Source organism: Nakamurella flava, assembly GCF_005298075.1.
In the GTDB taxonomy this organism is placed as follows: domain Bacteria; phylum Actinomycetota; class Actinomycetes; order Mycobacteriales; family Nakamurellaceae; genus Nakamurella; species Nakamurella flava.
Map to the genome: position 1 here is coordinate 24,487 of NZ_SZZH01000007.1, position 19,155 is coordinate 43,641.

Below are 19,155 nucleotides of genomic sequence, written 5' to 3' on the forward strand. Positions count from 1 at the left end.
CGTCACGAGGCGGCCCGCAGCCCGGGGAGTTCGCCCGCGGCGACGGCCAGCCCGTCGACGGTGACGGTGCCGGTCACCAGGTAGGAGCCGCGGCCGCGGACGTCGGAGGTGAGCAGATAGCCGAGCGGGCCGGTGGCCAGGCGGACGCCGAGGTCGTCGCGGATCGTCGTCGGGTCGAGGTCGGCGGCGCGCGACAGATCACGGGCCAGGCCGCCGGGGAGCGGCACGACGGCCAGCGCCGTGACCCCCCGGCCGTAGAGGGCGACGGTGTCCGGGGTGTCGGCGTCGGCGCGCCGGGGCAGCCCGGCCAGCGTGTCGGGGAGGTCGATCAGCGGCAGCCGCCGGGCCGCCTCGGACAGCACCTCGGAGGTCCCGCCGGTGCGGACCCGGGCGGTGGCCGGGGGGCGGAACGTGGTGATGTCGGTCGTCGGGACCGCGAGATCGACTGCGGTGAGCCGGGTGTCGAGCGCCGGCAGATCCGTGTCGCGGCCGACGACCTGGACGCCCAGCGGGAGCCCGGTGTCGGCGTCGACCCACACGTCGACCCGGGCGACCGAGGACACCTCGGCGGCGGGGGTGATGCTGATGCCCAACCCGGTGCGCCCGGCGATCCGGGCGGCTCCGGTGCGGCTGAGCTCGGACGGGTCGGCTTCGGACAGCAGGCGGCGGCCCAGGGTGCCGGGCAGCAGGTCGGGGGCGGTGGGGATGTCCAGGCCGGACCCGCCCGAGTCGGTGCGGGTGGCCCGGTTGTCCTCGTACTCCCACACCCAACGGCCGGCGGCGTCGGTGTACGTGTCGGTCTCGCCGGTGCTGGTGAGCACGTCGACCCGGTGCTCGTCACCGGACCGCCACCACACCCGCATCGTGGTGCGCGAGCTGAGGAGGTCGGCGACGGTGGCCGAGTCGGCCTGGGCGGTGGCGGCGTCGAGTTCGTCGGCGGCCGGGAGGGCGAGGGTGCCGACGGATTCGGCGGCCCCGGAGAACGGGACGTCGACGCTGGCCAGGGCGGCCTCGCGCAGCTGCGCGGCGGACCGGTCGGCCTGGTCGGTGGCCGGCCACACGCCCGACACGACCGGGATGGCCACCAGGACGGCCAGGACGGCGGCCACGACGGCCCACCGCCGCGCGGTGCCGTCCGTCCGTCGCATGATCTCCACCGTACGGACGGCCCCTGGGGACGAAGTCAGGCCGGGATCGCCGCCGGCCGCCGGGCCGCCCGCCGTTCGCGCTGCACGGCCGGGTCGGCCACCGGGGCCGAGGCCAGCAGGGTCCGGGTGTAGGAGTCGGTCGGGTGGCGCAGGATCTCGTCGCGGGTGCCCTGCTCGACGATCCGCCCCTGATGCAGCACGACGACGCGGTCGCAGAGCTGGTCGACGACGGCGAGGTCGTGGGTGATGAACAGGCACCCGAAGGCGAACTGGTCCTGCAGGTCGGCCAGCAGCTCCAGCACGGTGGCCTGCACGGACACGTCCAGCGCCGAGGTGGGCTCGTCGGCCAGCAGCAGCCGGGGCCGCAGGCTGACGGCCCGGGCGATGGCCACCCGTTGGCGCTGTCCACCGGACAGCTCGTGCGGGTAGCGGGCCGCCCAGTTCGCCGGCAACCGCACCGCCTCGAGCAGGTCGCCGACCCGTTCCTCGAGTCGCCGACCCCGCACGCCCTCGTGGACGAGCAACGGTTCGCCGATGGACTGGCCGACCGTGTACCGGGGGTTCAATGCGGCGGCCGGGTTCTGGAAGACGGTGCCGATGCCGCGGCGGGCGGCGCGCAGGGCGGCCCCCCGCAACCCGAGCAGATCGGTGCCGCCGAGGACGATGCGGCCGGCGGTGACCGGGGCCAGGCCGATGACGGCCCGCCCGATGGTGCTCTTGCCCGAGCCGGATTCACCGACCAGGCCGACGATCTCGCCGGCCGCGATGCCGAGGTCGACGCCGCGGACGGCGGGGACCGTGCGGCGGCGGGTCGTGTAGGTGACTTCCAGGTCGGCGATCTCGAGCACCGGCGTCCCGGCCGCGGCCTGGGTCCCGGTGCTCTCGGTGTTCTCACTATCCACGCGGGGAACGGCGGCCAGCAGCATGCGGGTGTAGTCGGCCTGGGGGTCGGCGAACAGCCGGGTGGCCGGCGCCTGCTCCACCACCCGGCCGTGCCGCAGCACGACGACCCGGTCGGCCACGTCGGCGACCACCCCCATGTCGTGGGTGATGAGCAGCACCGTCATCCCGAGGCGTTCACGCAGACCCACGACCACGTCGAGGATCTCCTGCTGCACGGTGACGTCGAGGGCGGTGGTGGGTTCGTCGGCGATGAGCACGTCGGGTTCCCCGGCCAGCGCCATGGCGATCATGATCCGTTGGCACTGGCCACCGGAGAACTGGTGCGGATAGTCCTTGACCCGCAGGGCGGGCTGCGGGATGCCGACCAGCTCCAGGAGTTCCACGGCGCGTTCCTTCGCCGCCGCCCCGGACAGGTCCGGGTGATGCGCCCGCACGGTCTCCACCAGTTGCGCGCCGACGGTGAACACCGGGTCCAGCGCTCCGGACGGATCCTGGAAGATCACCGCGATCCGCTTGCCCCGGATGCGGCGCAGGGCCGCCTCGTCCAACCCGACCAGGTCGACCCCGTCGAGCAGGATGTGGCCGTCGACGACGGCGGTGGGCGGCAGCAACCGCACCGCGGACAGCGCGGTGACGGTCTTGCCGGAACCGGATTCACCCACCAGGGCGACGATCTCGCCGCGTTCGACGTCGATGTCGACCCCGTGCACGACGGTGGTCGAGGTCTTCCCCCGGCGGAACGCGATCGTCAGGTCACGGAAGCTGAGCAGAGGGGCGGTCACGACGATCTCTCCGTCTCGGCCGGTGCCGGCTCGGTGTCCACGAGCGGCGGGACGTGGGAGTGCAGGTGGCGGCGCCAGTCCCGCAACATCTGCGCGTTGTAGGTGCCGAGCCAGCGCATGTACTCGCGGGCCACGAGCACCCGGTGCCGGGCCGGCGCGTTGAGCGGCAACCGGTCTCCGGCCTGGTCGAGGACGGATTCCATGCGGAACACCCAGCGGCGTTCCCCGGACAGGAACCCGCCCCAGACGTCGTCGTCGGCGGCGAAGTAGTGGGAACGGTCGCCGGGCAGGCGATGTCGGCGGATGAAGCCGAGGGCGACCATGTTGCGGGTGGCCATCGACACCGCACCGGTGGCGATCCCCAGGGCCTGGGCCAGTTCCCCGGACGACACCAGCGGGGCGGACGTGACGAGCAGGTAGGCCATCACCCGGCCCTCCATGCGGCCGTAACCGCCGTCGTACCAGTTCTCGGCAAAATCTTCGATGAACGCCCGCATCTCCTCGGTGAGCGGCTCCGGCGGCGTGCTGCCGTGCTCCTCGTCGACCATGAGTGCGCCCTCCTGCGACCCGGTCATGGACCGGGCTCCGTCAGCCGGTCCGATGCGCCCGGTCGGGCTGATCGTCCCATTTGCTCGCGGCGGCGAGCCCGGAAGGCGGCCTCCGGCCAGGTCGTCATGCCGCCCACCCGCACGTGGTCGACCGCCCCGGCGGCCGGGTCGGCCCCCTCGGACCGGGCGATGAGGACCGGTTCGCCGGCCGATCCGAAACCCGGTCGTTCGGCCATCCGCAGCCGGTCGGGAGCCTCGACCGTCAGCTCGATCGCGTCGGCGGTGGGATCCTCCTGGTCGGGATGCAGCAACATCAGCCGCCGACCGAGCCGGGCGACGACGGTCCGTCCGAACCCGGCGGCGGTCCACAGCGGCAGGCCGGCGGGGTCGTCGGCCGGGTCGCTCGGGTCATTGATGGGGGTACGTCGGGCCAGGTCGATGAGCTTGACGATCCCGACGGCCAGTTCGTGGGCCGGGCCCCGGCTGGCGTTGGTCAGCACGCTCACGACCAGGCCGTCCTGCGGGTCGACGAACGTGCGGGTGACGAACCCGGGGAAGCCGCCGCTGTGGCCGACCAGCTTCCGCTCGCCCACGGTGTGCAGTTCCAGGCCGAGGCCGTAGCGGCCCTGTTCGGTGCCCTCGACGGTGACGATCGACTCGGTGCGCTGCATGAGCCGTTTGTCGCTGTCGTCGAGCAGCCGCTCGTCGCCCATGACGTGGGCGGCGGCGTAGGCGGACAGGTCCTCCGCGCAGGCGACGAACCCGGTGGCCGCGGCCATCGCCCCGGTGGCCGGGTTGTCCAGGACGAAGTGATGGTCGTCCCCGTCGAGCAGCAGTGAGTGCCCGGCGGCCAGTTCCCCCGGGTCCGGCCCGTCGGCCCCGCCGAGGTCGGGGTGCACGCGGGGCAGGTCGAGCACGTCGAGGATCTCGGCCCGCACGGCGTCGGCGAACGGCCGGCCGGTGACGCGCTCGATGACCGCGCCGACCAGCGAGTAGCCGTAGTTGGAGTACTTGAAGTGCAGGTTCCGGTCGAAACTGGCGGCATCGTCCTGGTGCAGTTCGGCGCCCAGCGCGGCCGCGTCCGGGAACGGGCGCATCAGCTGCCAGTAGTCGCAGTCGTCGCCGTCGCGGATGACCCCGCCCTGGTGGCCGAGGAGTTCGCGGACGGTGCGGTCGGCCAGCGGCGTGCCGGCCAGCTCGGGCAGGTGCTGCTCGACGGTGTCGTCCAGGCGCAACTCGCCCCGGGCCACCAGACGCATGACCGTCGTGGCGGCGAACGTCTTGGAATGCGAGGCGATGCGGAACAGGTGGGCGGTGGTCAGCGGCAGGCTGGCTTCGGCGTCCGCGGTGCCCAGGGCGCCGCTGATCAGCAGCTCGTCACCGACCCGGACGGCCACCTGAACCCCGGGGGTGCGCAGCATCCGGCGACGGAGGTCGACCCAGTCCAGGACGAGAGGGCCCAGGCCGCGGATGGTTTCGGCCAGTGGCGGGGAGTCGGCGGCCGGGTCGGCAGCGGCGGTGGTGGTGACCATGGGGTGGGGGATGTCCTTCGTCAGCCGGGGCGGTTCAGCGGGAACGGGGGTCGAGGGCGTCGCGCACCATGTCGCCGAGGGCGATGATCGCGATGACGGTGACCGACAGGAACAGGCCGGGGAAGAGCAGCATCGACGGGTACTGCTGGAACCGGGCCTGCGCGGAGGCCAGTTGCAGGCCCCAGCTGATCGACGGGGCCTGCAGTCCGACCCCGAGGAACGTCAGCGTCGACTCGGCCACGATGACGCCGCCGACCAGGATCGTGGCGACGGCGAGGACCGGCCCGATGGTGTTCGGCAGGACGTAGCAGCGCAGGATCCGACCGGTGGTCAGTCCCATGGCCCGCGCGCACTGCACGTACTCGGCGTCCCGGACCTGGCGGACGGAGCTACGGACCAGCCGGGCCATCGCCGGCCAGGAGAACAGGGCCAGGACGGCGGACACCACCAGCACGCTGCGGGTGCCGACCGAGTTCAGCACGATGATCGCGCCGAGGATGAACGGGAAGCCCAGGAACACGGTGGTGATGCGGCCGAGGACGGCGTCGACCCAGCCGCCGCGGTAGCCGGCGAGCACCCCGACGACCAGGGCGACGGCCAACGCGAACGCCGTGGTCAGCAGCCCGATCGACAGGGACGTGCGGGTGCCGTAGACGACGTTGCTCCAGATGTCGCAGCCCTGCAGGTCGGTGCCGAACGGGTGTCCGGCCCTGGGTGGATCGGCGCTGTCGCTGATGTCGCACGCGTACGGGTCGCCCGCCCCGAAGAGTGCGGCGATGGGGCCGGGGAGGACAGACAGGAGGGCCAGCACCGTGATCACGGCGACGTACACCCAGAACATCACCCGCCCGCGCAGGCTGGGCCACAGGCCGCGGCGGGCCGCGACGTCCGGTTCCGGCACCAGGGCCGGGGCGGTGAGCAGGGGGTCAGTCACGCCGGATCCTCGGGTCGAGCAGGGAGTTGATGACGTCGACCAGCGCGCCGAGCAGCAGGAAGATCAGGATCAGGGTGGTGGCGACGCTGACGACGGTCGGGCCTTCGTGGTTGCGGATGGCGGTGAACATCAGCCCGCCGATCCCCGGCATGTTGAAGATGCCCTCGACGATGATCGCGCCGCCGAGCAGGAAGCCCAGGTTGATGGCCGCGTAGGTGACGACGGGGATGCCGGCGTTGCGCAGGACGTGGATCCCGACGATCCGCCGGGACGACAGGCCCTTGGCCCGCAGGGTGCGGACGTAATCGGACTGCAGGCTGTCGACGACGCCGCCGCGCATCAGCCGGGAGACCGCGGCCAGCTCGAAGACGGCCAGGCAGGCGGCGGGCAGGATGAACGCGACCGGCCAGCCGGCGGTGGTGCCGGCGATCGGGAGCCAGCCCCATTTCAGGCCGAGGAAGAACTGGGCGGCGATGGCCATCACGAAGATCGGGATCGACGAGATCACGATGGTGCCGAAGAGGATGGCGCGGTCGACGGTGCGACCGTGCCGCAGGCCCGCGATCAGGCCCAGGACGCAGCCGATGACGAGCTGGATGCCCCAGGCGGTGAGGGCCAGCACGATGGTGATGGGCCAGCGGGAGGCCATCTTCTCGCTAACCGGCCGACCGGTGAAGTCGGTGCCGAGGTCGCCCTGCAGCAGTCCGCCCAGGTAGTGCAGGTACTGCTGCCACAGCGGGTCGTCCAGGTGGTACCGGGCCCGCAGGGTGGCGATGACGTTCGCCGGCAACGGCCGGTCGCCGGCGAGCGAGGCGATGGGGTCTCCCCGCAGGGCGAACACCATCGCGTAGATCAGGAAGGTCACGCCGAGCAGCACGATCACCAGCTCGAGCAGCCGGCGGGCGATGTGGGCCAGCAGCCGCCCGCTCACGATCGAGCGGCGGCGGGCGGGGGCCGACCCGCCCGCCGGCGTGGGAACACCGGCGGGCGGGAGCTCGGGGGGTGCGACCGTCACGCGACGGTGACCTGCGACCAGATCGGCGAACCCTGCGAGGACGGCAGGGCGGTGACCTTCTCGCTGGTCACGAACATGTACTTCTCGTAGAACATCGGGACGATGGGCAGCTGCTCGGCCAGGGCCTTCTGGGCCTGCTGGTAGTAGTCGATGGCCTTGGCCTGATCGACCTGGCCGTCGGCCTTGGCGATGAGGTCCTGGACCTCCTGCGGCTGCAGGGCCGAACAGTTGGTGCACCCACCGCCGCCGCCGGGCACGAAGAACGCCTTGAGGGTGTTCTGCTGGCTCGGGTACAGGGCGCCCCAGCGGGAGAAGTACGGGCCGTTCAGCTTGGCGTCGCCGCGCAGCTGGGCGAACTCGGCGAAGTCGGTGGTCGCCTTGGTGGTGACGTTCTCGATGCCGAGGTTCTTGCGGATCTGGTTGGCGTACGCCTTGTACAGGTCGTCCAGGCCGAAGCCGCCGGGGTAGGTGATCTCCATGTCGCCGGTCCAGCCGCCGGCCGCGGCGAGCAGTTCCTTGGCCTTGTCCGGGTTGTAGGTGCAGGCCTCGCCGCAGACGCCCTCGGGGGTGCCCGGCTCGGTCGGCGGGGTGAACGAGGTGGCCGGGGTGTAGCGGCCGGCGTAGATGGCCTGGTTCACCGCGTCCCGGTCGATGGCCATCGAGATCGCCTGTCGCACGCGGACATCGGAGTACCGGCTGTCCCACGTGGGCAGGCCGAGGAAGGCGATGCCGGGGGCGTCGTTGACGTACAGCCGGTCACCGAAATCGGTGGCGGCGGAGGCGATCTTGGCCGGGCCGACGCCGACGATGTCGATGTTGCCGGCCTGCGCGTCGGTGTACGCGGTGGTGGTGTCGGCGTAGATCTTGAAGGTGATGGTTTCGGTCTTGGCCGGGGTGCCGGCGTACTTGTCGTAGGCCTTCAGGACGATGTCCTGGTTCTCGGCGTGCGGCCCGGTGATCATGTAGGGCCCGTTGCCGATGGGCTGCTTGTTGTAGGCGTCCAGGTCGGTGAACGCGGCCTTGGGCATCGGGAAGAAGCCGGTGACGGCCTGGCTCAGCTGCAGCGGGAACTGCCCGTCGGGAGCCGACAGCTGCACGGTGAACGTGGTGTCGTCGACGACCTTCAGACCCGACATCTCCTTGGTGGTCGGCTCGCCCGACGTCGGGTTGAGGTCGGAGTAGCCGACGATCTCGGCCAGCTGGCCCGAGTTCGGCCACGCGTTGGGGCCGTAGGCGGTGGCGTTCCAGGCGTCGACGTACGACTGCGCGGTGACCGGCTCGCCGTTGTGGAACGTCCAGCCCGGCTTGAGCTTGATGGTCCAGTTGGTCGCGTCGGGGCTCTCGACCGACTCCGCGGCGGCCATCGTGACCGTGCCGTCGGTGGCGACGTCGGTCAGTGAGGTGAACATCGCCATGTCCTGGTCGTAGGCGGTGATCTGCTTGCCGGGGGTGAGGTCACCGGGTTCGGTCGTCGCCACGATGTAGGAGCTGCCGGGCACGGTCCCGCTGGGCGCGGCGCTGGAGGCGCCGGCGGCGGTCGCGCTGGACGAGCTGTCGGTGCCACCGCCGACGGAACAGGCGGTCAACGAGAGCGCGGCCACGGCGAGGCCGGCCGTCAGCAGGTGCAGGCGCCGGAGCCGGTGCTGCGGCCGGAGGGATCGGGTCATGGGGTGCCTTTCGGAGCGGGCGCGGCTGGGGGAAGCACTGGCGAGACGCAGGGGAGGCGGGCACGAGTATCACAGCTTTCAGAAATTTCTGAAGAGTCAAAGTGTTGTTTCGTTGCTGTATCGAAAGGGGATGGGCCACCCCATCGGCAACGGACGGGCCGAAACCTCCCGAACAGCTGGTGACCGGCCCGACCCGAAAGGGTCCAGCCGGGGTTTGAGCCCCGTCCCCACTGGGTCCTGTTCGGTACAGGCGCGACTACGGAAGTCCAACCCGGGCACCGCACCGCGCCCCCTCGGGAGCTCCCATGAGCAGCAGCAATCTCCTCGTCCGCAGCCTGCACGACGTCGGCCTCGCCTCCTGGTTCGGCGGCTCGCTGATGGGCGCCATCGGCCTGAACGGGGCGGCCAACCACGTCAGCGACCGCACAGAACGCGCCCCGGTCGCCGCCGCCGGGTGGGCCCGGTGGGCCCCGGTGAACGCCGTCTCGATCGGCGCCCACCTCGTCGGCGGGATCGGCCTCATCGTCGGCAACCGCAAACGCCTGGGCCACCAGGGCGAGGCCCGCGGCAACACCGTGGTCAAGGCCGCCCTCACCGGCGTGGCCCTGGCGAGCACCGCCTACAGCGGCGCGCTCGGGGCGAAGGTCGCGGCCCAGTCGCCGTTCCCGGCCGACGGCGGCGTGCTGCCCGCCTCCGACACCCCGCCCGACGCGACCAAGGTGCTGCAGCAGCTACGCATCGCCCAGTGGGTCACGCCCGTCATCACCGCGGTGTTGCTCGTCCTCGGCGCCCAGCAGGGCGAACAGCAGCGACCGGGGCGCATCCTGCAGCGCTGAGCCGCCGACCGCGTCCGCCGGCCGTGGCCGGCGGCGCGTCGCGGTGCCCGATCGCGCCCGGCCGGGGACGATGCTGCTGACAGCCGTCAGGGCATCCGGTCGGGGACAGGGGATCGATGAACCTCGAGAAGGTCATCTTCGGGTTCTTCGTGCTGCTCGCCGCGGCGTTGAACCTGGGCTTCTTCATCGGCGACATCAGCAATCCCGAGCTCCACAACGTCTACGAGCTGTTCGCCGCGCTCACGGTCAGCCTCATCGCCACCGTGCTGAAGTTCGGTGACCGCACCCAGCTCGGGGCCGTCCACCTGGCCACCAGCCTGGTCGCCGACCTGCAGTTGATCGCCGCCGGCGTCTACTGGGTCATCGCCCATGACGGCGGCGCGCTGACCGCGGCGGAGACCGCGAGCATCGTGTCGCTGTCCGGCGGCGCACTGCTGGCCAACCTGGTGTCGGTCGTGCTGCTGGTCACCGAGACGGTCGGCTACCACCGGCGGTGACCGATCCCCCCGGCCGGGGCGAGCGGACCCCGGCGTCCTCCCGACGCGGCCGGCCGGGCCGTTCCACGGCCCCCACCAGCAACCCGCTGCGGGTGTTCTGGCGGCAGCTGTGGGCGGCCGACCAGCCACCCGGGCGGGTCACCCGCCCCCTGGCGTCGGGACCCGAACAGCAGGCCGCGATCTTCCTGGTGCTCCGGCGGATGCGGGCGCCGCTCATCACGCTCATCGTCATCTTCACCGTCAGCGTGGTCGGCCTCGCCTTCATGCCGGGGGTCGACCCGACCACCGGGCAGCCGCAGCGACTGACGCCGTTCGACGCGTTCTACGTGGTCAGTTACACGGCCACCACCATCGGTTTCGGCGAGCTGCCGGTGCCGTTCACCACCGCGCAGCGGATGTGGGTCACCTTCGTGATCTACCTGTCCGTCGTCGGATGGGCCTACGCCATCGGCACCCTGCTGTCCCTGCTGCAGGACCGCTCGTTCCGGGCCGCGCTGGCCCGGCAACGGTTCGGGCGGGAAGTCGCCCGGCTGCGCGAGCCGTTCCTGCTGGTCGCCGGATTCGGGCGCGCCGGTGAGCTGCTCGGCCGATCGCTGGACGACCTCGGCCAGCAGTTCGTCGTCCTCGACGCCGAGCAGGAACGGATCGACGCCCTCGACCTGTCCTCGTTCCACCAGGAGATCCCCGGCCTGGCCGGTGACGTCGCCGACCCGCAGCAGTTGGCCCGGGCGGGTCTGGACTCGCCCTACTGCGTCGGGGTGGTCGCGCTGACCGACGACGACGAGGTCAACCTGGCCGTCACGATGGCCGCGACGCTGCTGCGACCGGACATCCCGGTGGTCGCCCGGACGACGTCGCGGGCGGTCGGCCGGCGGATCCAGAGCTTCGGGCGGGCCTCGATCATCAACCCGTTCGACCGGTTCGGCGACCACCTGCGGGTGGCGTTGCGGGCCCCGGCGACGTTCCAGCTGATCACCTGGTTGCAGGCCGGCCCGGGGGCCCCGCTGCCGGCGCGGTCGAGCCCGCCCACCTCCGGTCGCTGGATCATCTGCGGCTACGGCCGGTTCGGGCGGGAGATGACGATCGACCTCACGGCGGAGGGGTTGGAGGTCACCGTCATCGAACCGCGCAAGAACCGGGGCCAGGATCCGGGGCATCCCGCCCCGGGCCCGGGGTCGACGGAGATCGTGCACGGCGACGGTTCGGAGCCCGACGTCCTCGCCGAGGCCGATCTGCCCAACGCCGTCGGCTTCGTCGCCGGGACCGACAACGACACCACCAACCTATGGATGCTGGCCGCCGCCCGTTCGATCAACCCGCACCTGTTCCTGGCCGGTCGCCAGAACCGGCCGGCCAACGCCCCGCTGTACGCGGCGATGGACCTGGATTCGTTGCTCGTCCCGGCCGAGACGGTGGCCCACGAGGTGTACGCGCAGCTGTCCACCCCGCTGCTGTGGCGGTTCCTGCAGGAGGTGCCCGGCCACGACAACGCCTGGTCGGAGGCCTTGATCGACCGGCTGACCACCGACTGCGGCCGGCACCTGCCCGCCCTGTGGCCCGTCCGGCTCACCCCCGACGGGGCGCCCGCGCTGACCGAATGGCTCGACTCCGGGACGGCCCGGCTCGGCCAGCTCCTCCGCGACCCGGACGACCGGGACGCCCGCCTGCCGGTGGTCCCATTGATCCTGGTCCGCGGCCGGTCCGGCGCCCCCCGGGGTGCCCGCCGGGCCGGCGAACGGTCGGGCGAGGTCATCCTGGCGCCCGGTGACGACGTCGTCCTGCAGGCCGGCGACGAGCTGCTGTTTGCCGGGCACGCCGTGGAACGCCGCGAACTGGAGGGCACCCTCGCCGTCGAGGCGACCCGCGAGTACGTCGTCACCGGTCGGCAGGTGCCCGCGTCGTGGATCTGGCGCAGGCTCTCCCGCACGCCCCCCTCGCCCCCGGGTCGGTAAAGCCTGCCGCTGTCCGTCGACGAGAGCGGCATTCTTTACCGACCCGGGCGGGTTTTGCTGCGCGGGCTGTCACTCCTGACGGTCGGCCGGTGTCTGAAGGGGCGTGCGGGTCGACCAGTGGGGTCGTCCGCCGTCGAGGAGGACACCATGAGCACGCAGCTGGACCCGGGCCCGGGCATCGAGCAGGCCGCGCGGGAGGCGCTGGCCCGGGTGCCGATCGCCCAGCCGCCCGGCCTGTTCGGCCGGATCCTGGCCTGGGTGGGGCGGCGGATGGGCGGGCAGCCGATGGACGTGGCGTTCGCGATGAGCCACCACCGCCGGCTGCTGTGGACGATGGGTTCCTTCGAACGAGGGGTGGCCCGCTGGCACGCGGCCGACGCCCGGCTCAAGCACCTGGCCGAACTGGCCGCCGCCGCGCAGGTCGGGTGCAGCTGGTGTGTCGACTACGGCTATCACCTGGCTCTGAACGCGGGCCTGGACGAGGCCACGTTGCGGGACGTCGGTCGCTGGCGGGACAGCGACCGGCTGACCACGCTCGACCAGCAGGTCATCGAGTACGCCGAGGCGATGACCGCGACCCCGCCGACGACCACCGATGAGATGGTGGCGGCCCTGCGCGGTCGGATCGGGGATGCGGCGCTGGTGGAACTGACGATGATGGTGGCCGTGGAGAACCAGCGGTCCCGGTTCAACGACGCCCTCGGCCTGGTCGCCCAGGGCTACACCGCCGCCTGTCGGGTGCCCGGCCGGTGACCGACCCGACGGCGGTCTTCGCCGAGCATCGCGCGCTGCTGTTCACCGTGGCCTACGAGATGCTCGGCTCGGCCGCCGACGCCGAGGACGTCGTGCAGGAAGTCTGGCTGCGCTGGGCGGCCCCACGTTCCGATGAGGCCGACAAGCCGGATGAGATCACCCATCCCCGGGCCTATCTCGTCCGCATCACCACCCGGCTCGCGCTGAACCGGCTGCGCACCCTGGCCCGACGACGGGAGGACTACGTCGGGCCGTGGCTGCCCGAACCGCTCTGCACGACCGCGGATGTCGCCGACGACGTGGTGCTGGCCGACTCGGTGTCGCTCGCGGTGATGGTGGTGCTGGAGACCCTCTCGCCCCGGGAACGCGCGGTGTTCCTGCTGCGCGAGGTGTTCGGTTTCGACACCGACGAGATCGCCGTGGCGGTCGACCGGACGCCGGCGGCGGTCCGGCAGATCGCGCACCGGGCCAAGTCCCACGTGCAGGCGAGGCGACCCCGGTTCCCCGCGGCCGCCGACGAGGTGTCCACGGCGATGGAGAAATTCCTGGCCGCGTTGACGTCCGGGGACATCCAGGGCCTGATGGACGTCCTCGCCCCGGACGTGGTGTTGCTGTCCGACGGCGGCGGCAAGAAGTCCGCCGCCCGCCGTCCGGTCCGTGGCGCCGACGACGTGGCCCGCTTCCTGCTCGGGGTGCTGGCCAAGTTCCCGGCCGACGTCCGCGTCGACGCCGCGGACGTCAACGGAGCCCCGAGCTGGATCGTGCATCTGAACGGCGAACTCGATTCCGTGACCCAGGTCGTCGTCGTGGACGGACGCATCACGCAGGTGCTCTTCGTCCGCAACCCGGACAAGCTGTCCCGGCTGGCGCAGCCCCTGCGCCTGACCCGCTGAATCCGGACCCGTCCCGGGGTCGGTCAAGGCTGCCGCTCACCCGTGAGCGGATGCGGCAGCTCTGACCGACCTCGTGGGTGGTCGAGGTGTACCCGGCCGCCGCACTGCCTGCCAGACTCGGTGGGTGCGCGTCGATGAGCACCTGCTCCCGTTCCGAGGCACGCTAATCTGGTTGACCACCGAGCAGGGCGGACGTCGGTCCGGACCGCCACCGACGCCGGCTGGAACCGTCTACGCGTCCATTGCTCACGTACCGCCGGCGACCTGGCGTACTGGATCGGCGTCGTTCTTGATCGACGCGGACGACCGCACCGTCTGGCGCAGCCCGGCCAGGGCAGGATGGCTCGTGGCAGCTGCCGTTGAGACGGAAGTCGTCCCGGGGACCGTTGTCGTGGTCACCGAGGGAGCCAGGGACGTCGCCTACTTCCACGTCGAAAGCGTCGACGAGTGAGGCGCTCGGCTCGAACGGTCCTTGAGCTGAGGTCCTGGAGGACCAGCGACCCGGCAGCAGCCGCAGCGACGGCAGTCGCCCACTCGTGCCTGAGCACGGATCGCCATGCCGGGATTTCGGGGGACAATGCTCCTTGGCAGCAGGCAATGACAGGAGCGTCGATGGGCAACCAGTTGGAACCGGTGTTGGCGGCCATGGCCGGTGGCACCGCGGAACCGCTGGGATGGTTCGAGTACGACGTGCCGTCCGGGGCCTGGTCGTGGTCGGCCAGTCTGTTCCAGATGCACGGTTTCGAACCCGGCGAGATCGTGCCGACCACCGAGATCTTCGTGTCGCACAAGCACCCGCAGGACCGGCCCCACACCGACGAGGTGCTGGCCGCGGTGCTGGAGACCGGACAGCCGTTCTGCTGCCGTCATCGGATCATCACCTCGCAGCAGCAGGTCCGGACCGTGGTGACCATCGGGCGGGGCGAGCTGGACGCGGATGGTCGGGTGCGTCGGGTCTTCGGGTACTTCGTCGACATCACCGACGCCGGCCGACGGGCGCTCGCGGAGGAGATTCAGGACGCGGTGGAGAAGTCGGCCGCCACCCGGGCCGTCATCGAACAGGCCAAGGGCGCGCTGATGGTCGTGCAGGGGCTGTCCGCCGATGACGCCTTCGCTGTCCTGCGGTGGCATTCCTCCCACGCCAACCGCAAGCTCCGCGACATCGCCACCTTCCTCACCGAGGGCATGTCGGTCCCGCAGACCCCGGACGAGACCCCGAACCAGCGCATCGGCCGGCTCCTCGCCGCGGTGGTGCCCCAGTTCGACGCTCCGCGGGAGCTGAGCGTCGGACGGACGGACCCGTCCCCGGGCTGACCCGAAGGGGCGTTCCGGGGCGGTGTCACGCGGACGGGGCCTCGACGGCAGGTGTCGGGCTTGACGGCGACTGGGCCGGGCTGTGGGCAACGAAGTCCCGGTGACGGATGGTGAGCAGGGCGCAGACCCCGCCCACCACGGCCACCGCCGCGCTGACGATCAGCAGCGTGTCGAGGGCGTCGGCGAACGCGGCGGGCCGGCCGGTCGCCGATCCGCCGGCCTCGGACGAGGCGAGCCGGGCACTGAAGATCGACCCGTAGATGGCGATGCCGACCGCGATGCCGACCTGTCGGAACGTGTTGTTGACTCCGGACGCCATGCCGGCCTGGTGGACCGGGACCACCCCGACCGCGGTGGAGGCCAGCGGCGCGTTCACCAACCCGCTGCCGACCCCGGCGACGATGAGACCGGGAACGAGGTGCGTCCAGGTCGAGTCGGCGTCCAGCCCGGACATCAGCAGCAGGCCCAGTCCGACGATCACCAGGCCGGGTCCGATCAGCCACCGGGTCGGCACGTGGGCCGACAGCCGGCCGGCGACGATCGCGACGAGCAGCGTCGACCCGGACAGCAGCAGCAACCGCACCCCGGTCTCCAGCGCGGTGTAGCCGAGATCGTTCTGCAGGTACAGGACGAGGTAGAGCAGCATCGCGAACAGCGACCCGTTCATGGCGAACGCGGCCACGGAACCGCCCAGGAACGTCGGGATGCGCAGCAGTCGCAGGTCGAACATCGGCTCGGCGGTCCGCATCTCGACGATGACGAACGCCCCGAGCAGCACCGCGGCGACGACGAACGAGACCACCGCGGTGGTGTCGGACCAGGACGAGCCGCCGGCCGTGGTCAGGCCGTAGACCAGGGCGAACAGCCCCAGGCTGAACGTCAGCATGCCCGGCAGGTCCAGGCGCCGCGGGTGCGGCGACCGCGATTCGGCAACCAATCGGAGGGCGACGACCAGCGCGACCGCACCGATCGGCAGGTTGACCAGGAAGATCCACCGCCAGGACAGGCCGCTGGTCAGCAGACCCCCCAGGATCGGGCCCAGCGCGGTCGAGACACCGGTGACTGCGCCCCACACGCCGAAGGCGACACCCCGGTCGCGACCCCGGAAGGTGGTGGCGAGCAGGGCGAGCGAGGTGGCGAACAGGATCGCCCCGCCGACGCCCTGCAGGCCGCGGGCGGCGATGAGGGTGCCGGCGTCGGGCGCGGCCGCACACAGGGCCGAGCCGACCGTGAACACGGCCAGTCCGACGGCGAAGAGCAGCCGCCGGCCGAACCGGTCGGCCAGGGACCCGGCGGTCAGCAGCAGGGACGCCAGGGCGAGGGCGTAGGCGTCGGTGACCCATTGCAGTTGGCCGAAGCTGGCCTGCAGGTCACGTTGGATGTCCGGCAGGGCCACCACGACGATCGTGACGTCGAGCAGCAGCATGAAGGTGGCGGCGCAAACCACCGCCAGGGTCCACCAGGTGCGGTTCATCGGGACTCCTTGATCGGAAACGAGGACGTCTTCGAGCCTGCGTCCGGCGCCCTTGATATCCGTCACCGCGCCGGGCGAGACGTAGATTTCCGTCATGAGCGGTGCATCCCTGTCCACTTCCTCCACGCTGGACGCCATGGACGCGCAGATCGTGCGCTGCGTCCAGATCGCTCCGCGGGCTCCGTTCAGTGCGATCGGCGCCGTGCTGGGGGTGGCCGAGCAGACGGTCGCCCGCCGTTACCGTCGGCTGCGCCGCGACGGTCTGCTGCGGGTGACGATGGCCGTCGACCCGCGGGCGATGGGCGTCACCGTCTGGACGGTGCGGGTGCGGTGCCGTCCCGAGGGGGCCGTCGGCATCGCGCAGGCGCTGGCCCGCCGGGACGACGTGGCCTGGGTGACCGTCTACTCCGCTGGCTGGGAGGTGGTCTTCAACCTGCGCGCGTTGAACGAGGCCGACGCCAGCGACCTGCTCACGCGGATGCTGCCGAAAGCCGCACCCGTGCTGGACGTCTCGTCCGCCGCGGTGCTGCACACCTTCGTCGGCGGGGGTGCGGCCGACTGGGCGGGCCTGCGCTCGGTGCTGACCGCCGAGCAGGAAGCGGCGATGGGGGACACCCGGCCGTCCCGGGAGCCGGGCCGCGACCCCGGTCCGCTGACCGACGAGGACCGCGCGCTGCTGCCGCATCTGCAGATCGACGGGCGGGCCCCGGTGTCCACACTGGCCCGGTTGACCGGGCAGCCGGCACATCGCATCTCGCGGCGGCTCGATGCCCTGCTCGCCTCCGGAGTGGCCTACCTGGACGTGGACGTCGCGCGGGTGCTCAGCGGTCAGCAGTCCGTCCTGCTGTGGTTGTCCGTGCAGCCCGGCAGGCTGGCGGAGACCGGCAGCGCCCTGGCCGCGCATCCGGCGGTCCCGTTCGCCGCGGCCATCACCGGACCCACCAATCTGGTCGCGTCCGTGCTGACTGAGGACGTCACCGGCATCTACGGATTCGTGACCGGCGCGCTCGCCGCCATGCCCGGGGTGACGGGGTACGAGACCGCGCCGGCGCTGCGGCAGTTCAAGCAGGCCGGTTCGCTGGTGCACGGTGATCGACTCGTCCCGGCCCGATAGCGCCACCGGGATCGGCGGGCCGGCTGTGCCCCCGTCGCCGGGCCGTACCCTTCGTCGGGAACGACGGGTGGGATCGCGGCCAGGTGGGGCGTCCCGGTGACGGGGGAGCGTACGTGGCGCAGGAGACCGGGCCGGGTGCGGGTGCGCCTGCGGCGCAGGACGGTTCGGGCTGGTACGCCCGGCTGATCGCGCAGGCCGGTGGTCGCCACCAGCTCCTCGTCGTCGCCCTGCTCTCGGCCACTCTTGGCTTGGCCGCCGGCTACCAGACCATCGTCGGTGCGGTCGCGCCGGAGTTGAAGCACGACCTGCGGATCGACAACGCGCAGGTCGGTCTGCTCATCACGGCGGCCAGCCTGCTGGGGGCGGCGACGACGCTCCCGTTCGGGGTGCTGGCCGACCGGACGTCCCGGATCCGGCTGCTGGCCATCTGTCTCGTGTCCTGGTCGGCCAGCGTGCTGCTGGCCGGGCTGGCCCCGTCGTTCACCGTGCTGCTCATCGCCCAACTGGCGTTGGGCGCGGGGATCGGTGCCGCCACCCCAGTGGTGGCCTCGCTCATCGGCGACATCTTCGGCAGCGGAGACCGCGGCCGCATCTACGGCTTGATCCTGACGGGCGAGTTCGTCGGTGCGTCCATCGCTCTCGTCGTCGCCGGTCAGGTCGCGGCCTGGTTCACCTGGCGGGCCTCGTTCCTCGTGCTCGTCGTCCTCGGTCCGCTGGTCGCCTGGGGGCTGCTGCGGATGGTTCCGGAACCGGCCCGCCGGCAGGACAGCGTGGCCGCCGCGGTGGAGGGCGTCCAGCACGACTCCGCGCTGACCAGCCTGGTCGCCCGCAGCGGGACCAAGCCCTATGGCGACCAGGTGCTGCGGGAGGACCCGACGCGCTGGCCGCTGTGGACCGCGATCAAGTACGTCCTGACGATCCGCACGAACGTCCTGATGATCATCGCTTCCGCGCTGGTCTACTACTACGTCGCCGGGTTGCAGGCGTTCATCGTGGTATTCCTGCGCGGCCGCTACGACCTCGGCCAGGGCGCGGCCACGTTCCTGCTGACCTTCGTCGGCGTCGTCGTGGTCATCGGCACGCTGATCGCCGGACCGTTGTCGGACCGCCTGGTGGCCCGCGGCAAGATCTGGGCCCGCCCGGTGGTCGGCGGGCTGGCCTGCCTGTTCGCGGTGGCCTTCGCCGCGCCCGGTCTGTTGATCCCCGCGTTCCTCGTCGGGTTCCCGATCATCCTCATCGGCGGGATCGGGATGGGCGCGGTGAACCCGCCGCTGGACGCCGGGCGGCTCGACATCATGCATTCGCGGCTGTGGGGACGGGCCGAGAGCGTCCGGACGTTCCTGCAGACCCTCGGCAAGTCGTCCGCGCCGCTGGTCTTCGGCTGGCTCTCGGTGGCCCTCAGCCCGATCGGCGCCGACCCGAACCGCGAGCAGGGCGGGGGCGCCGAGGGGCTGACCAACGCCCTCATCCTCGGGCTCGTGCTGCTGGTGATCGCCGGGTTGCTGCTGCTCGTGGTCGCCCGGCAGACCTATCCGCGGGACGTGGCCACGGCGATCGCCTCGGAGGCGGCCACCCGCTGAGAGTTGACCACAAGGACAACTGTCGCAGCCGAATGTCACACGACGGGGGCTTCAGTGACATTCCGGTGGTGCTGCGGCGCTGATCGGCGGCGCTCTCCCGTGGATCGGCCGACCCCGCTCGCCGCCGCCGGCATGCGCTGTTGCGCCGTCGTTCCGCGAGACGCACGGTCTTCCATCTGTCTGTGAGCAGGCGGTTACCGGTGCGGCACCGGC

16 protein-coding genes are annotated in these 19,155 nt (G+C 71.8%); 8 read left to right on the top strand and 8 right to left on the bottom strand.

The genetic code is table 11. From position 1 onward, the window contains the following. Window positions 1–2: 2 nt before the first annotated feature. The 7 genes from FDO65_RS20330 to FDO65_RS20360 are packed head-to-tail and all read right to left on the bottom strand — an operon-like array spanning window position 3 to window position 8,529. Window positions 3–1,148: a LolA-like protein gene (locus FDO65_RS20330; RefSeq protein ID WP_205850210.1), complete on the bottom strand. Its 1,146-nt coding sequence runs from the start codon at window positions 1,146–1,148 to the stop codon at window positions 3–5. Between the two features lie 35 nt (window positions 1,149–1,183). After that, a complete protein-coding gene (locus tag FDO65_RS20335) occupies window positions 1,184–2,833 on the bottom strand; it encodes a dipeptide ABC transporter ATP-binding protein (RefSeq protein ID WP_137451586.1) in 1,650 nt (549 codons plus the stop codon). Beyond that, entirely contained in the window at window positions 2,830–3,408 is a 579-nt protein-coding gene (locus tag FDO65_RS20340) for a GbsR/MarR family transcriptional regulator (RefSeq protein WP_137451587.1), read from the bottom strand. Before FDO65_RS20340 ends, FDO65_RS20335 begins: the two co-directional genes overlap by 4 nt. After that, a complete protein-coding gene (locus FDO65_RS20345; protein ID WP_137451588.1) occupies window positions 3,405–4,913 on the bottom strand; it encodes a serine hydrolase domain-containing protein in 1,509 nt (502 codons plus the stop codon). The genes FDO65_RS20340 and FDO65_RS20345 overlap by 4 nt, the downstream gene beginning before the upstream one ends. Before the next feature lie 34 nt (window positions 4,914–4,947). After that, window positions 4,948–5,847 carry an ABC transporter permease gene (locus FDO65_RS20350; protein ID WP_205850211.1) on the bottom strand — a complete coding sequence of 300 codons (900 nt, stop codon included), beginning with the start codon at window positions 5,845–5,847 and terminating at the stop codon, window positions 4,948–4,950. Further along, a complete protein-coding gene (locus tag FDO65_RS20355) occupies window positions 5,840–6,862 on the bottom strand; it encodes an ABC transporter permease (protein ID WP_205850212.1) in 1,023 nt (340 codons plus the stop codon). The genes FDO65_RS20350 and FDO65_RS20355 overlap by 8 nt, the downstream gene beginning before the upstream one ends. Continuing rightward, entirely contained in the window at window positions 6,859–8,529 is a 1,671-nt protein-coding gene (locus tag FDO65_RS20360; RefSeq protein WP_137451589.1) for a peptide ABC transporter substrate-binding protein, read from the bottom strand. Before FDO65_RS20360 ends, FDO65_RS20355 begins: the two co-directional genes overlap by 4 nt. Window positions 8,530–8,834: 305 nt before the next feature. Here FDO65_RS20360 and FDO65_RS20365 point away from each other — a divergent pair, with 305 nt between their 5' ends. The 6 genes from FDO65_RS20365 (at window position 8,835) to FDO65_RS20390 (ending at window position 14,774) form a co-directional block, all read left to right on the top strand. Beyond that, window positions 8,835–9,365: a hypothetical protein gene (locus tag FDO65_RS20365; RefSeq protein WP_137451590.1), complete on the top strand. Its 531-nt coding sequence runs from the start codon at window positions 8,835–8,837 to the stop codon at window positions 9,363–9,365. 116 nt (window positions 9,366–9,481) lie between these two features. Further along, complete coding sequence (locus FDO65_RS20370) at window positions 9,482–9,862, top strand: DUF6394 family protein (RefSeq protein ID WP_137451591.1); 381 nt, start codon at window positions 9,482–9,484, stop codon at window positions 9,860–9,862. Continuing rightward, window positions 9,859–11,814 carry a potassium channel family protein gene (locus FDO65_RS20375; RefSeq protein ID WP_205850213.1) on the top strand — a complete coding sequence of 652 codons (1,956 nt, stop codon included), beginning with the start codon at window positions 9,859–9,861 and terminating at the stop codon, window positions 11,812–11,814. Before FDO65_RS20370 ends, FDO65_RS20375 begins: the two co-directional genes overlap by 4 nt. Window positions 11,815–11,961: 147 nt before the next feature. After that, complete coding sequence (locus FDO65_RS20380; protein WP_137451592.1) at window positions 11,962–12,567, top strand: carboxymuconolactone decarboxylase family protein; 606 nt, start codon at window positions 11,962–11,964, stop codon at window positions 12,565–12,567. Beyond that, window positions 12,564–13,460: an RNA polymerase sigma-70 factor gene (locus FDO65_RS20385; protein ID WP_205850214.1), complete on the top strand. Its 897-nt coding sequence runs from the start codon at window positions 12,564–12,566 to the stop codon at window positions 13,458–13,460. Before FDO65_RS20380 ends, FDO65_RS20385 begins: the two co-directional genes overlap by 4 nt. Window positions 13,461–14,072: 612 nt before the next feature. Further along, window positions 14,073–14,774 (top strand): PAS and ANTAR domain-containing protein, encoded by a 702-nt coding sequence (locus FDO65_RS20390; RefSeq protein ID WP_166442317.1) that lies wholly within the window; start codon window positions 14,073–14,075, stop codon window positions 14,772–14,774. A 25-nt stretch (window positions 14,775–14,799) separates the two neighbouring features. Here FDO65_RS20390 and FDO65_RS20395 read toward each other — a convergent pair whose 3' ends face one another. Continuing rightward, window positions 14,800–16,248, bottom strand: coding sequence for an MFS transporter (locus FDO65_RS20395; RefSeq protein ID WP_137451595.1), 1,449 nt, complete (start codon window positions 16,246–16,248; stop codon window positions 14,800–14,802). Between the two features lie 94 nt (window positions 16,249–16,342). On the opposite strand from FDO65_RS20395, the gene FDO65_RS20400 reads away from it, so the two are divergent. Then, complete coding sequence (locus tag FDO65_RS20400) at window positions 16,343–17,362, top strand: AsnC family transcriptional regulator (protein ID WP_137451596.1); 1,020 nt, start codon at window positions 16,343–16,345, stop codon at window positions 17,360–17,362. A 113-nt stretch (window positions 17,363–17,475) separates the two neighbouring features. Next, entirely contained in the window at window positions 17,476–18,942 is a 1,467-nt protein-coding gene (locus FDO65_RS20405) for an MFS transporter (protein WP_166442318.1), read from the top strand. Window positions 18,943–19,155 lie beyond the last annotated feature (213 nt).